Source organism: Methanothermus sociabilis (assembly GCF_055392295.1).
This window is the reverse complement of sequence record NZ_AP042467.1, coordinates 26266-42283: the sequence shown is the minus strand read 5'-3', so window position 1 is coordinate 42283 and position 16018 is coordinate 26266. Positions and strand designations below refer to the sequence as shown.

The 16018-nt window shown below is 29.5% G+C and carries 13 protein-coding genes; 6 read left to right on the top strand and 7 right to left on the bottom strand.

What is annotated here, in order from left to right; genetic code table 11:
- Positions 1-185 precede the first annotated feature (185 nt).
- Entirely contained in the window at positions 186-1709 is a 1524-nt protein-coding gene (locus tag ACZ5LY_RS00225; protein WP_464577580.1) for a nucleotide-binding protein, read from the top strand.
- On the opposite strand, the gene ribB is transcribed toward ACZ5LY_RS00225, so the two are convergent.
- From ribB to ACZ5LY_RS00195, 6 genes are all read right to left on the bottom strand, one after another.
- Positions 1673-2365: a 3,4-dihydroxy-2-butanone-4-phosphate synthase gene (ribB, locus tag ACZ5LY_RS00220; RefSeq protein WP_013413425.1), complete on the bottom strand. Its 693-nt coding sequence runs from the start codon at positions 2363-2365 to the stop codon at positions 1673-1675. The two genes, ACZ5LY_RS00225 and ribB, sit on opposite strands and share 37 nt — an antisense overlap.
- A gap of 4 nt (positions 2366-2369) precedes the next feature.
- Positions 2370-2735: a DUF120 domain-containing protein gene (locus ACZ5LY_RS00215; RefSeq protein ID WP_013413424.1), complete on the bottom strand. Its 366-nt coding sequence runs from the start codon at positions 2733-2735 to the stop codon at positions 2370-2372.
- Positions 2732-4318: an O-phosphoserine--tRNA ligase gene (gene sepS, locus ACZ5LY_RS00210; protein ID WP_013413423.1), complete on the bottom strand. Its 1587-nt coding sequence runs from the start codon at positions 4316-4318 to the stop codon at positions 2732-2734. The genes ACZ5LY_RS00215 and sepS overlap by 4 nt, the downstream gene beginning before the upstream one ends.
- Before the next feature lie 8 nt (positions 4319-4326).
- Positions 4327-5412 (bottom strand): radical SAM protein, encoded by a 1086-nt coding sequence (locus ACZ5LY_RS00205; RefSeq protein ID WP_048060539.1) that lies wholly within the window; start codon positions 5410-5412, stop codon positions 4327-4329.
- A gap of 98 nt (positions 5413-5510) precedes the next feature.
- Positions 5511-6731, bottom strand: a complete 1221-nt coding sequence (locus ACZ5LY_RS00200) for a Mur ligase family protein (protein WP_013413421.1) — start codon at positions 6729-6731, stop codon at positions 5511-5513.
- A 3-nt stretch (positions 6732-6734) separates the two neighbouring features.
- Entirely contained in the window at positions 6735-9332 is a 2598-nt protein-coding gene (locus tag ACZ5LY_RS00195) for an AAA family ATPase (protein WP_464577579.1), read from the bottom strand.
- A 167-nt stretch (positions 9333-9499) separates the two neighbouring features.
- Here ACZ5LY_RS00195 and ACZ5LY_RS00190 point away from each other — a divergent pair, with 167 nt between their 5' ends.
- The 5 genes from ACZ5LY_RS00190 to ACZ5LY_RS00170 are packed head-to-tail and all read left to right on the top strand — an operon-like array spanning position 9500 to position 15439.
- Positions 9500-10660, top strand: a complete 1161-nt coding sequence (locus ACZ5LY_RS00190) for a metallophosphoesterase family protein (RefSeq protein WP_464577578.1) — start codon at positions 9500-9502, stop codon at positions 10658-10660.
- Between the two features lie 12 nt (positions 10661-10672).
- The gene (locus ACZ5LY_RS00185; RefSeq protein WP_013413418.1) at positions 10673-12205 is read left to right on the top strand and encodes a Mur ligase family protein; all 1533 of its coding nucleotides are present in this window, start codon (positions 10673-10675) and stop codon (positions 12203-12205) included.
- Positions 12189-13667, top strand: coding sequence for a Mur ligase family protein (locus tag ACZ5LY_RS00180; RefSeq protein WP_464577577.1), 1479 nt, complete (start codon positions 12189-12191; stop codon positions 13665-13667). Before ACZ5LY_RS00185 ends, ACZ5LY_RS00180 begins: the two co-directional genes overlap by 17 nt.
- Entirely contained in the window at positions 13636-14817 is a 1182-nt protein-coding gene (locus ACZ5LY_RS00175; protein WP_013413416.1) for a hypothetical protein, read from the top strand. The genes ACZ5LY_RS00180 and ACZ5LY_RS00175 overlap by 32 nt, the downstream gene beginning before the upstream one ends.
- A gap of 4 nt (positions 14818-14821) precedes the next feature.
- Positions 14822-15439, top strand: coding sequence for a nucleotidyltransferase family protein (locus ACZ5LY_RS00170; RefSeq protein WP_464577576.1), 618 nt, complete (start codon positions 14822-14824; stop codon positions 15437-15439).
- Here the strand turns inward: ACZ5LY_RS00170 and trmY are convergent.
- A complete protein-coding gene (gene trmY / locus ACZ5LY_RS00165) occupies positions 15406-16014 on the bottom strand; it encodes a tRNA (pseudouridine(54)-N(1))-methyltransferase TrmY (RefSeq protein WP_464577575.1) in 609 nt (202 codons plus the stop codon). The two genes, ACZ5LY_RS00170 and trmY, sit on opposite strands and share 34 nt — an antisense overlap.
- Between the last annotated feature and the right edge of the window lie 4 nt (positions 16015-16018).

The following is a 16018-nucleotide window of genomic DNA, read 5'->3' as shown; positions in this document are numbered from 1 at the left end:
TTCTGAAGATCAGATTGGGAAATGTGAAAATATTAAAATTGAAAATAATAATCAGGAAGAAGTTCCATATATTTTGATGTTCCAAGAATTTATTAGAGATGTCAAAAAACTTATTGGTAAAGATGCAACTTTAAGTTTAATGAAATATTCATTTAAAAATTTTTGGTGACAGAAATGGTGTTTCAATGAAAAGAATCGGTCTATTATATATAAAAGGATCCCTACCAGCATTTGAAGATTTTGGGAATCTTCCAACCGACATAATCAAAAAAAATGGGATGGTAAGAGGTATACCAGCCCATAAAGTACTTGATGGTGTTATCATACCTGGTGGAAGTATTATAGAATCAGGTACTATAACTCCGGAAATAGAAAAAGAAATAAAAAAAATAGCAGAGGACGGCGGATTTGTTTTAGGAATATGTTCAGGATTCCAAGTTTTAGGTAAAAAAACTGATGTAGGTCGTAGGTCTCCAATACCAATTTGGAAGAAAGGTATAGGACTCCTAGATGTAAAGTTTGAGCCTTTAATAAACAATGACCGTGTCAAAGCAAAAATTGTAGGCGATTGTTTTTTGACAAAAGGTTTAATTAATAAAACAATAGAAGGATTCCATTGCCATACATATGGAAAAATAACAACAACAGAAAAACCAATATTTTGTTCTATTTTAAAAAGGACTAATTATAAGGACAAAAGAAGAGAGGTAATTTCTGGTGTTAGCAATGATGATGGAAATGTTGTTGGAACTTTAATACATGGTTGTCTTGATTATAATCCGGAGTTGGTTGATAATATATTTTCATTTCTTGATCTTAATGAAAAGGAAATTATAAAAATTAAGGAAGAAAATAAAAAGCTAAAAAATAAAATAAAAAGAGAAATTGGTGTGGACACTAATATATTTGCTAAGAAAAAAGAAAAAAACTCTAAAAATACCCGTTTTTTAATGATTGCAGGTATTAGTTCTGGAGCTGGAAAAACTTTTATAACAACAGGGCTTGCGGGAGTTTTACGTAAAAAAGGATTTGATGTAGGTATTGCAAAAGTAGGTCCAGACGTTAGGGACATTACACCTGCATTATATCTAACAAAAGAAAAAATGGGTAAATATTCATCTATCAAAATAGGACATCTTGGATGGATGGAATTAAAGGATGTTATCAATCATATGAAAAGAAAATTTGATATAGTACTTATAGAGGGCGTTATGAGTATATTGACAGGAATGTTAAACGAAAAAGTACCATATTCGGCTGTAGAGATTGCAATGGCTGCTAATATACCTGTTATATTAGTAGAAGCTTGTAACAAGGCAGGTATTGAAACTGCAACTTTAAATTTAATTTCACATGCAAAATTACTAGAAAAATTAGGAATTAAAGTGAAAGGCATAATTCTCAATAAGGTTTATGATGAAAACATAGTTAAAAGAATTAATTTAAGTAATTTCAATGGATATGTGTTTACAATGCCTAAAGTAATTTTAAGGGAAAGGAAGAGTACTCCTGAAGTTGAAATAAGCCTAGAAAATTTTTCTTTAAAAGCTTTAGAAGTTGTAGAAAAGAATATTGATATAAATAAAATTATAAAAGCCGCTGAAAATGTTAAATTTGAAGGTTATGTACCTTTGGAAAATTTAGTGGAAAGAGTAAGAGAATTTATTGATGATTATCTGTTAGGAACTGGAACTCCAAGATATTCATAATAAGCATTTATTAATTCTTCACCTTTTAGAAACACTAAATCATTTCTTTCAGCATATCTTTTTGCATCTTGCATACTTAATGCTCTTCCAGTCTCGTCATCCATCATCTCACAACATACTGCAACTTCAGTTAATCCAGCCATTTCCATTAATGCTATACTCATTTCAGTGTGCCCTGTCCTCTCTAATAAATTATTTTTGGAAGCTATGAGTAAAGTTACATGTCCAGGAGATCTAAAAAATTTTCCAAATTTATCATATTCTTTGTTTTTACATAATAATGCGAGTTCTCTTATTGTTTTGGCTCTGTCTCTATCTGTTATACCTGTAAATGTATTTCTATGATTTATAGTTATTGAAAATGCTGATTTCTCATCATATGGGATGTCATGTGGTGATAATTCTGAAAGAACTGGATATTTGTTACTTGCAGTCTCTAATATAGATGTCATATAAGGAATTCCTAATTTCTCAGCATTTTTCGCTGATATTGGTGCACAAATTAAGCCACCTGCATCATTTCTTAAAATAGCAATGTCTTCATGAGTCACGAATTCGGCAGCTTTTATCATGTCTGTTTCGCCTTCTCTATCTTCACTATCAAAAACCAATACCATTTCGCCTTTTCTTAAAGCTCTTAATGCCTCTTTTATCATTTTATCACAATACCTTTATGCATACTTTGTCTCCATCTTTTAACCCAAGTTTTTCTCTAACTTTAACTGGTGCTATATACTCAATAATACTATTATCATGTTTTGTTTTTAGAGGGAAAATTATTGCACCATCTATATCATTTAATTTTGCTTCAATATATAAAACATCGCCAAATTTTCCTTCACCCTTTATTTTTTTACATTTCTTTTTAATATCCTCTACAGCCACAGAATTGTCTACCTTAATGTTCAAAGTTCCTTTGAATGGTGTAAAACCTAATTTTTTCTTAAATTGTGATAAATATATTTTTTGTGACATATAATACGAACCTTCGCCACAACCTGAAACCACTTTACCTTTTATTTTCATTCTTTCACCTTGCACTCAATAGTAGCAAAAATTGGACCCCTCACATCAATTTCTTTATTTTTCTTTGTAATATATTTCATTGCAACTTTGTCTAATTTGAGATTTACATCTGAAAGCGAACGTGCGATTGCAGTTCTTAATTTTAAATAATCCCCACCGCTAACAACTAATTCCTCTATTTTATATGACACCTTAGCAGCTAGTGAATCCATATAACTTATATTTGTATTTATTCCATTTTTCTTTGCTTTCTCTGCTAAAGGACTTTTCACACCTTTCTTTGGAACTCCAACTATATTGCCATCGTATACATATACTTGGTTTTCAATAGCAGGTCCTAATAGTTTAGTATTTTTTTCAGGCTCTATAGCCTTAACAACTATTTTTTTATTAAGGAATTTTCCAGAAAATATTTTAAATTCACAAGGAGAAGGTTCATCCTTATACCTTTTCCAACCCTCAATAATTTTTTTCATAAGTTTTCTTCCTTCTTCAGTTACTGGATACAAATCTATTTTAAGCATTGATGCTAATTCTCTATCAGATATCTTCCATTCTCCATAAAATTGTGGGTAAACTAATTTTCTAACATCTTTTTCATTTTCCAATACCATTGCAAGTCTTTCAACCCCAATACCTAAATTCATGACTTCTTTATCTATATTATATTTTGCCAGTGCGATTGGTGAATATAATCCAAAGGTAGCTACTTCTATCCACTTCTTTATTTTTGGATGATAGGCATAAACCTCTGTTTGTGTATCAGGTATATAATATTTGGACCTTTTTTCATCTGGAATAAATTTAAAATTGGAAAAGCCAAAATATCTCAATATTCCCTCAGCTACTGCTTTACCAACATCAATTGATACTTCTTCATCGACAAAAACACATGATGCAGAAAAGTATGTCATAAGGTGACTTTCATCTTCCCTCTGTTCTCGTCTAAAACATCTATCTATTGAAAACAATTTTATTGGTAATCTATATTTATCATGAATTTTCGAAAGTGTTACAAACCAACTAGCTGTCATATGAGAACGTAATGTTACGTCACTTACTTGTGGTTTCAATTTTTTAATTTCTGGAAAAATTTCCAAAATACGCAATGCTGTTTCGTCATCAACATCTAAAGCATTTGAAATTTCATATACTAAGTCGTCACCAGCAATATTTCCTAACTTATATTCTCTAAATACTTCTTTTAATTTACCGATATCAGCATCACTTTTTAAATTTTTAATTTTTTTAATTTTATCTTTTTCAATTCCTATATCAGGCCTAGGTAGCCCCGCTAAATAAAAACAACGATCTAAAATAGCAGGAGCTTCTGGCCCAAATTGTTTATAAACTTCATCCTCATTTATAAAAACAGGGTTTACAACTTCGTCAAACCCTAATTTTAAATAAGCTTCTCTAAGCTTAAATATTGTATCATATAATGGGTGGGACTTCCCATATCTATAATATAATCTTGGATATTGTAAGTCATGGTGTGGTTCTTTTAAGGTTTTTTTGCTTAATTTCCATGCTTTCTCAAAATCTTTTTCTGCTAAAGCTATAATTTTTTTCTTCTTCAACATTACTCCTCCTAAGTTATAAGGTGGATGTTACCAATGTCCACATTTTTTAAATATTTTTTAGCCTCGTTAAAGCATTCATACACTTGTTTCCTTGGAGTTATAGGAAGATCCATCATCATATAATCTGGATGAAAAACTAATAATTGATAAGGTATCTCATCATTTATTTCAGCTATAAATTTAGAAATTTTCCTAACTTCATCTTTATCTACATATCCCGGTACAAGAAGCGTTGTCGCTGTTAAAACAGGAATATCATATCTATCAAAGAATTTTTCTCCTATCATTTTAAAATTTTTGTATGCTTGCTTATTTGATACTCCACTTAAAGCTATGCTTAAATTTTCATCAAAGCATTTTAAGTCAAATTTTATTATTCCACCACTTTCCCCTGCTATTTTTGCAGCTCTTTTGACTAATTTTTCGTTACCACATCCATTCCATTCCCAACAAATTCTTAATATTTTCTTTCCAAGTTTTAAGGCTTCTTTTGATGCTTTTATTGCAAATGGTAATTGGGGTTCGGGAGATCCTCCAAAATAACATATACATGTTATTTTTTCATTTTTAACTTCATTAACAAATTTTTCTATTGTCATTTTTGGAGCTTTCCATAAATTTTTATGTGAAATATTTTGGCAATATACACAATCAAAATTACAGCCATAAAAGAAAGAAGCTAAATTATAAAATCCATATTCTGGTCCATTTTTATAGGCATACTTTGGGTATCCACGTCCCGTACAACCTGGACAGAACCAGGCTGCACAACAGTTGGTTGGTATTGGATCTAAATATGTGTAAAGTAAAGCTTCTTCATCAGAAACTAAAGATCTTAATTTTCCCCTAATATTCATCCTCAATCCACAATATCCTACTTCATTTTCCTTCATACGACATTTATTTGAACATATATTACATTTTACATTTCCATCTTTAGGAGGCTCAGGAGGTAAATTAAATTTTTTTCTTATTTCCCCATGTATTTTTCTTACATGTTTAATAGCTTCTCCACCTTCTAAAATACATTCCTTACATATACCAAAAACTTTTGAGATATAAGGACGGCTTTCACCACAAATTTTGCATTTCATTTCTACCATCTCAAAATTAGATTTTAATAATAAAATAGAAATTATAATTAAAGGATGATGAAGCTAGGGACGTGCTGAATTTTATGATGAACCCCCAACTACTGATATTGAACAAATTTAGCCTCTAAAATATCCTGGATTTTATTTATTTTTTTCTGTCCATTACCTCCAATGAATATTTTTTCATATTTTTCTAAAACAAATTCAAACATTTTAACAATCTCATCTATAGTTTTAACTGTAACTACATTTTTGAATCCTAACTTTTCAAGTCTTTTCTTAGCCATATCCACGGTATCTTCTAGTCCTGGAAACAATACTATCAACTTTGGTGAACTTTTATATGCAACATCAAGAATTTTGAATCTCCAATATTCATTTCGTCTGGGAGTACCTATAAACATTGCATCAAATTTCATTTCATTTAATACTGCCTCTAAAGCTGTTTTGTTATCAGTTTTTCCAATTATTATATGTTTGTTATTAATATTATAGTGTTTTAACCTCCCTTTTGGCAATTTAAAATTTTTTAATGTATGAGATATGATTTTAGGATCAATGCCAAGAAATTTTGCTGCTGCAGCAGCAGCACCAGCATTTAACTTATTAAATCTACCAAAAAGTGGAACATCATATTCATCATAAAATATGTAATTATCGAGTTCTTTAGCTAATTTCACTAAATTAGGATCTTTAGAATTTAGTATGGCAATTTTATTTTTTAAAAATTTCTTTAGCTTCCTTCTGAAATTTTCTAAAGTTTTATGATAATTTAAGTGATCTTCACCTATATTAGTAACCACAACCATATCCAAGTCAAAACAATCATCTACAAAATCTAGAGTCATGTCGCATATCTCAATAACCATATATTCATAATTTCCTTCATTGGCTTCTAATATAAGTTCAGTGTATCCTTCAAAACCTCCGCCAGCATTTCCACCAATTAAAACATTCTTTTTGGAATTTTTTAAAATTTCATAAATCATTAAACTTGTTGTTGTTTTACCGTTTGTCCCAGTGACTCCTATTGTATATATTGATTTGTGTTTATTAAATACATCGCAAATAACTTTTTTCTTCTTTTTAATTAAAGATGCTAATTTAGTATTCCACATACTTGGGCTAATAACAACAAAATCACAGGATAGTATTTTGTTTATATCATGCTTACCTAAATCTACTTCTACTTCCTCATCCTTAAAATCAATTCTATTTTTATCTGATGCATATATCCTATATCCTCTTTTTTTTAAGGATTTTATGGCATTCTTACCTTCAACTCCTAAACCTAAAACTGCAACTTTTTTTGTGTCCATGTATCAACCTTCTTTGATCTCTGAAATGCCTGCAGATTTTTCTACTCTGTACACATAGTCAGCTAATGCCTCAAGTTCTCTTTCATGTGAGACCAGTATAATCTGAGAACATTCTAAATCATCTAAAACATCTCTTAATTTGTTTATCTGTTCTCTACTAAATCCATCTGTAGGTTCATCTAAAATCAAAACATCGATGTCACCACTTTCTGAGAAATCTCTAACCACCTTATTGAGAGCTAAACGATATGCTAATGCAACGCTTGTCCTCTCTCCACCACTTAAATATTCAATGTCTTGTTCGTATCCATCTTGCTCTACAACAGGTTTAAATTTCTCATTAATTCTTACAGATTTTTCAGGATCATCAATGAGCTTGTTAAACCATTCTTTAAATTTCTCATTAAAGTTTTCATATATGTTCATAAGTATATGTTCTTCAATTTCTTCAATAGATGGCATGAAGTAATCTTCAATCCATTCTTTGTATTCTTTATATTTTTCACTTAATTCTTTGAATTCCTCTTTTTTCTTAATTTCCTCCTTAATTTCACGTATATTTTCTTTCAGATGTCTTTCACTGCTTTTACATGAAGACAATTCTTTCTCTACTTTTTTAAGCATGTCTTCTTTTTCTTCAAATTCTTTTTCGATTCTTTTAACTTTTTCTTCTACTTTTGGTTTTTCTTTAATTTTCTTTTCTATTTTTCTTTTTCTTAGTTTTAATTGGTTAATTTTATTTTTAATATTTTCAATTTCGATTTTACGTTCTTTTAAATCACTTTCTTTTTCTTTTTCATCGCTCTTTATTCTACTGATATTAGCCTTGAGATTATCCTTACGCTCCTCATATTTGGATAGTTTATTACTAACATTTTCAAGATCTTTACTTATCTTTTCGTATTTTTTGTTTATTTTTTCAAATTTTTCTTTTACTTTCTCTTTTTCTGCAATCTTCTTTTTTTCTTTTTTCAGTTTTTCTTTTAATTTATGTATATTTACATCAATTTTTTTAATTTCTTTTTCATTTTCTGCATATTTTTTCTCATTTTCGTTTATGTATTCTTTTAATCTCGTTAATTCGTTTTTTATTTCATTATATTTTCTATTTTTATCTTTTAATTTCCTAATCATTTCAATTTTTTCTCTAACTTTCTCAATTTTATTTTTTACTCTATTTTTCTTTTCTAAATATTTTTCTACTTTATTATCTACCTCATATTCTTCTATGGGCCTTTCACAAGTAGGACATACACCCTTTTCCTTGAGAGATTTTATATTTTTGATATTATTTTCTATCCTTCCAATTTTTTTGTTTAGTTCTTCTTCAAACTTTTCTAGATCTTTTTCTATGTCTTCTAAATTTTTTTCCATTATTTTTCCATGTATTCTTGCCCTTAGATCAGATATTTCTTCTTCAATTATTTTTAATTCTTCATTTTTCTTTTGATATTCTTGTTTTTGCTCCTTCAGCTTTCCTGATAAATTTTTATTTTCTTTTATCAACGATTCTTTTCTTTCTTTTTCCTCTGTTATTCGTTTCTTGATTTCTGGGATTTCTTTTTCCCTATACTTGATCTCCCTATACTTCTCCTCAATTTTCTCCTTCCTTTTCTCTAGCTCCTTAACTTCATTCTTAAGTTTTTCCCTATCTTTCTCCAACTCTTTAATTTTGGATGTTATTGTGCTTAATTCTTCTTTACTGGCTTCAAACTCTCTTTTTAATTTTTCCAGGGAATTCTTAATCTTGTTTTTCTCTTTTTTCACTTTTTCCAATCTTTCTTTTTCTTCCCTCATTCTTTCCTCAATCTCTGGAATCTTCTCCTCCAGATTTAAAATCTCCCTATACTTCTCCTCAATTTTCTCCTTCCTTTTCTCTAGCTCCTTAACTTCATTCTTAAGTTTTTCCCTATCTTTCTCCAACTCTTTAATTTTGGATGTTATTGTGCTTAGCTCCTCCATTTTTTTCTTATATTTATTCTTAAGCTCATCTAGCCCCTCTACCTTTGACTTATATTCAATGTAGCGTGTATTCAATAAATTCTTTAACAACTTACAGTTATCTCTAGCATTTTTATATTCATCCAATCTTAGAGCTTTCCTTATGGTATTCAAACGTTCATCATCTGATTTTGTTAAAATTGATTTCATTTCTTCTTGTGGTGTAAAAACAGCATATCTATATATTACACTTTTGGATCTTGGATTTACAGGTTCATTAAAATTTAAAATTTTTAAAATTTTCTTCTTTAATTCGGTAGGTGATAGTAATTGTTTTTTTCCATCTTCCACAATCCAACATTTATCTTGGCCTATTCTACCATTTTCATTTTTTAAACTTCGATATACAATATATGGTTTGCCATTGCTTTCAAATTCCAATTTAACGTGACCTTCTCTTACATGTACACCATTTTCAATACGTAATAATCCAGAACCTGTGTAATTACCTAAACCAAAAAGTGCAAATTCTATAGCTAACAATATTGTTGATTTTCCACTACCAATATCTCCTTCAAAAAGTGTAACTCCGTCATTAAATTCTAATTTTTCATATTTATAGCTCCTAATGTTTTTCAATTCTAAAGATTTTAATTTCATGTGAAATTCCCCAAAAAATAATATTTTTCCACAGCTATTATCTATGATAAGATTTATAAAAAATTTATTGTTAAAAAATCTGAGAAGGGGATGGTATTATTACATATAAGTTTGCACATATTGCAGATGCTCATATTGGATCTCATAGACATCCAACATTGAAAGAAATGGAGATCAAAGCTTTTGAAAATGCTATTGATGAGGCCTTAAAATCAAAAGTTGATTTTATTATAATATGTGGTGACTTGTTTCATTCCAACATACCCAATATGGAAGCTGCAAAAAGAACTACAAAAAAACTAAAAGATGTTAGAGACAAAGAGATCCCAATATATGTTATTTATGGAAGTCATGATTACAGTCCCACTAATACCTCAATGATTGATATTTTAGAGAGTGCAGGCTTAATAACAAAGGTTTTCCATGCTAAAGCTGGTGGTAAAATAAAATTAGAATTTATAGAGGATAATACTGGGGCTAAGATATGTGGTATAAACGCAAGGCAAAGATCTATAGAAAAGGAATATTTTAGGCTTTTAGACATGGAATATTTAGAAAAAGAAAAAGGATTTAAAATTTTCATGTTTCACACTGCAATAAAAGAACTTATACCAAAAGATTTACCTGAGATTGAAGGCATTGCTAAGAGTTCACTGCCAAGAAATTTTAACTATTATGCTGGTGGCCATCTACATGAGAAAATAATAGATGAAGAAGAGATGATATTTTATCCCGGAACTCTTTTTGGACCTTCATTTAAAGATTTAGAAAAAACAGCTTCTGGTTTAGATAGAGGATTTTATATTGTGGAATTTGATGATGAAGTAAAAAAATATGAATTTAAAAATGTAGATGTAGCAGAGTATGAATATATAAAGCTAAATTTTGATAATATGTCTCCTTTAGAAGCTAGAACTGAAATAATTAATAAATTAAATGAGAAAAATGTTGAAAATAAAATTGTATTAATTAAAGTTTATGGAGAATTGAATGGTAAAGTCTCCTCTATTGATTTTCAAGGAATCAAAAGACATGTTCTAAACAATGGTGCAATTTATGTCGCGATTAACTACCATAATCTTAAGAGCAAAGAGCAGGCAAAGGTAAAGGTAAGAACATCTGATGCTAACAAAATAGAGGAAAAAATATTTTCAGAAAAGATAAAAAACATCGACGTTAAAAATCCTTTGCTTAAAAATAAAATAGGAGTTCGTGTTTCTAAGGAATTATTGAGAATTTTAAGGCAACCAATGAAACCTGGAGAAAAGAAAAAGGATTATGAAGAAAGAATTCTAGAAGAATCAATGTCAATATTCAACATAAAATAGCGGAGGTAAGAAATGTCAAAAATTCTTGTTATTGGGGCAGGAAATGCTGGTAGGCCTGCAGCATTGCTTTTACACTATTTAGGTAACGAAGTATTGGTCAGTGAAATTAAAAAATTTGAGGAATTACCACCTAAGGCAAAGAAAAAAATAAAAAAAATGAAAAAAATGGGCATAAAATTTGAATTTGGGCATCATAATCCTAAAAGTTTGGATTGGGCTGAAAAAGTATTTATTTCACCAAGTATACCCACAAACTCTGAAATTGTTAAAATTGTTAAGAAATCAGGACTAGAAATAATAACTCCCGAGGAAATTGGCAAAATTTTAGGGAAATTTATCAACATGCCTATGGTTGGCGTTGCAGGCACTGATGGAAAGACAACGACCACAAACATGATATATTATCTGTTAAAAGATAAATATTCAACACTCGTCTTTTCTTCTCTTCAAGATTCTTTAGTAATAGAAGGTCTTGCAGAGATTGTCGTAAATCAGGATTACAAAGATAAAGAATTTGCTGTTTTTGAATTACCTCATGGAACTATAAGAATGGTTAAAGGTTTGGAGTTATCTGTAGGTGTTTTAACAAATTTAACACCTGACCATTTGGATGAATTTGATGGATATTGGGATTATGTGAAAAGAAATTTTTTAGTAAAGGATTTAGTGCATAAAAATGGTCTTTTGGTCTTCAATAGTGACGATCCAATTATATATAAGTTAAAAAATTCTGTTAACAAAGAAATTGTATTTTATGGGTTAGGCAAGCCACAAAAAATTAAATATAAATCAAAAGTTTATAGTTTTGATGGAAAGAAGCCTAAACCTGATGTAACAGCAAAAGATATTGTTTTGGAAGGATTAGACGGATCCAAATTTAAAGCTGTGGTTAATGAGATACCAACAGTCATTTGCGAAAATTGTGGTGAATTATTATGCAAATGTGGAGAATTTAAAAGAAGATATGTTGGACCTTTTGAAAAAAACATAAAGTTGCAAATTCCAGGGATAGTAAATATTGAAAATTCTCTTGCAACTATTACTGTTGGTTTGGCTTTAGGACTTAAAATGAAATATATAAAAGAAAAATTAGAAAATTTCAAAGGTATAAAAGGCAGATTTGAAAAAATAGGAGAAATTGATGGTGTTAAAATATATATGGACGCTGCACACAATCCAGAAAGTATGGAAAAAGTCATTGGAAACTTAGATGTGAAAGGTAGACTTATTATAAGTCTTGATAATCCAGATACTCTCACAACTAGAGATAAATTTAGAATTGGTAGAATTCTGTCAAAAAAAGCTGATATACTTATATGCAGTGCTAAAAATGAAACCACTGGAGAAATAGACTGGAATGCTGCTGAAGAAGTTGCTAGAGGAGCAAAAGAATGCAAAACAATAATAACATCTAATGTACGTGATTCAATACTAAAGGCTATCGAATTATCAAAAAAAGGAGATTTGATTCTACATATAGGTCCAGGCGTTGTCAATGCTTATGATAATGTAAAAGGAGACATATTAGATGCAATTAAAAAATAAAAAGATAGTTGTAATTGGTGGTTGTGGTACAGTAGGTAGTTTGATGGCAAGAATTTTAAAATCTAAAGGTAACGATGTTACAGTGTCAGATATTAGAAAAGATACATATTTAAAAGATATATTTAAATCTGAAGGTATAAAATTAGATTTAGGTGGGCACGATTTATCTTTAATAAAAAAAGCAGATGCTATAGCAATTGCACCAAGTTTAACAAATAATAAAAAAGTATTAAATTTAATAAATAAAAATCCAAAAGCAGAATTAATTAAAATAGAAGATATTTTAAAATATAAAGTTAAAAAACCAGTAGTTGGTATTACAGGTACAAATGGAAAAACTACAACAAGGGAGATGTTAAAAAACATACTTAAAATATCTGGGCTTGAGGTGCCAGAACATCATTTAAATATTCAAGGTAATACAGAGTTTATACCTCCATTACAGGCAAGATTGCCTGGAGACGTTGCTGTTGTTGAAATAGGAACCTTTGGAGTAAAAAATGAAATAAAAAGATCTGCAAAAAATAGCAACGTAACTGTTGGCGTCATTACAAATATATCAAGAGATCATTTAAAGAATATTTCTTTCCAAGAATATGTTGAATGTAAAAAAGAAATTACGGAAGTTGCAAAAAAACTAGTTTTAAATGCTGATGATCCAATAGTCGCAAGTTTTGGCAATGACAACACAGTCTACTATGGGATTGAAAATTTAAAAATTAAAATAAAACATTTTTTTGAGGATAGAGATTGTCCTTTCTGTGGTAAAAATTTAAAATACGAAGAAATATTTCTAGGACATCTTGGAAAATATGAGTGTGAATGTGGGTTTAAAAGACCAAGACCAACAGTTAAAGCTATAGATGTGGAGAATAAAAAATTTATTTTATCCATTGATTCAAATGAAGGCCTTGTAAAATTAGAATATGGTGGTATATTTAATGTATACAATGCCTTAGCAGCTGCTGCAGCTGCATTTATTCTTAAAATTGATTTTGATAAAATAATTGAAGGTTTAAATACATTTAAAAAAGTTCCTGGAAGAATGGAAAAAATATATAAAAAACCAGAGATAATAATTGATTATGCACACAATGTTGCAGGTGTAAAGGCAATACTTCAAACAATAAAGCCAAAAGGCAGGTTAATAGTTGTCAATACAATATCATCTGAAAGTGGAATCAAAGAAGACATTAAAATTGCAAAAATTCTAAGTAGTGCAGATATATTGATACCGGCATCATATTCTGCTAGAAAAGCATCGAAATACACAAATACTGCCGTAATAAATGTAAAATCAACAGAAAAAAAATTTAAAAAAGGAACTTTAGGTGCAAGTAAATTTCAAGTAGAAGAAGCTATAAAGAAAGCCCTTAGTTATGCAGATAAAAATGATACCATACTTATTATTGGAGAGGGAGGAGTAAAATATGGGCGTGAAATCATTGAAAAAATTAAATAAATTTATTATTTTATTTTTTGCATTAGCAATAATCACAGCCCCTATTGGGTTGTATGCAGAAAAAGGTAGTCCCTCCCAAAATCCAAAAGAAGTTTCGTCTTTTGATGCAGGAGATACAATACTTCCAGGAATGAAAGTTGTGAATAGAGATAAAGTATGGAAAGCACCATTAATTCTTCATCCCACAAACTTAATAGAAGATTTTAAAGAACGACAATATGATGAAGTCATGATTTCCATTTTAACAGGAGTAACACCAAATATGGAGAAAGTATTGGGAGAACATATATCTAGAAGAGGAATAGCTGTAGGTTATGAAGGACCTGGTATATTAAAAATTAAAAATGGTAAAATTTGTGTAGATTCTCCATCTAATTTTGTTTGGGGTTATAAAGTTCCATATACATATGGCGTAAAGACGAAAAATTCCTTAGCAATAGTCGAAAAAAATAGAATTGTTAAAGTTGTTAGTTTTTCAGATATAAATAATGATACAGTACCTCATGATTATGTTTCTGTCCAAGAAATTAAAAAATGGTATATGAATGCATATGAAGGTGAAAATATAACTTTAGATTATTCATTGAATTATTTTAATGATAATAGGCGCGAAGTTCCTCCAAATGAGATTGAAAAACTTTTTGGTAAAAATGTGAAAGAATACATGAAAAATTATCCAAGCTATTCTCCTATAATGGTTTACATGCATAATTACAAGGAAAAAGTTGCAATACACGTAGTTGATTATTTAGGATCTTATCCTGAATATAATGATTTAAAAAGAGAGTTAAATGCAAGATCTTTTATTAAAGCATGGAATAACACAATAATACCACCAGGTACAGCATCCTCTGGTAAAGAATCTGTTGGTTTTGAACTTTCTAGTGATCCAAAGGCACCGACAGGCACAGCTTCTCATGGTACTTGTCCACCAGCAAGAGCTTTAAGAGATGCCGTAACTAGTATTGGATTTCCATTGCCTACAGGATTGACTTGGGAATATACGGCAGTTAAGTATGGTATAAACCCTGCAACAGATATTAAGATAACAAATACAGGTAAATATCCAATAAAGATAATAATGTGGTCAGAAGGCCATGGTCCTAGCATGGAAATACATGTTAAAATAATATATTTAATTCCGGAGTGATAATTTGAAAGTTTCAGCAATAGTTGCAGCAGCTGGTCAAAGTAAACGAATGAAAAAACACGTGTCAAAAAATAAATTGTTATTAAAAATTGGAAACAAGCCAATATTGCTTCATACTTTAAGCAATGTTTTTAACTCTAAAATTGATGAGTGTATCATTGTATATAGAGAAAAAGAAATTTTTAATTTGATTAAAAACCTTGATATAAAAATTGTTAAGGTTGATAAAGTTCCATTGTCTTATTCACTATTATCTGGTGTCAAAGAATGTAACAATGAAATTTGTTTGTGTGTGGCAGGAGATCAACCATTTGTAACCAGCGAAACATTCAATAATTTAATAAAAACTTCTATAAAAAAAGACGTATTGTCGATATTAGGTAGAAAAGGAAAAGAAGGATATGTTGAAAATGTGGAAGGACTTGGCATGCCGTTTGTAACTAGGAAGGAATTACTTTTGAGATATTTACCTCAATATCCTGGGAATATCAATCCAATTCTTAAAAAAATGCTCAATAACAATGTAAAAATTTATGCAATTCCTCCTCTAAAAGAAATTGAACTGTTAAATATAAATACATATAAAGATTACCTACTTGCTAAACGTCTATCAAGTTCATAATGCACAATGGTAATGACTTGTGATGCTAAGTATTCTATTTCACCAACAGATATCTTTTTTATTCCTAATTCATCCAAAAATTTTTCTGTTTTTTTAGGAATTCCCTTATGGTCTCCAAGAATAAAACAAAGATCATTTTCAAGATTAAATTTAAATTTTCTAATATCTTTGCCATCTTTTGATAAATAATAAATATCTGCTTTTTTATTTTTTTCTTTTATTAATTCTTCAAAACTTTTTTTAGCAATGAAAATTCCAGGCTCTGTTTCAGTGAAAATTTCTTTTTTATCAAATTTTTTCAATGCAAGTCTTATATGAGATGCAATGTTCCTCTCATCAGGATATACTCTTTTTAGATTTTTTGCATCAAATAATATTGTTACTGGCGGTGAAGGAGGACCATTTAAGTTGACATAAATTTTAGAGTTTTTTCTTATTGAATGAGAAAGAAATAGGGCTGAAGATACAGCCCTACAAGCTAAATCTAACCTTCCAACACCTGTAAGATTATTTAATGAAAAATTTGGACTAGTAGTAGTATCGTTCATCCTTACAATAAATTCTCTAGTTGCCATGGTT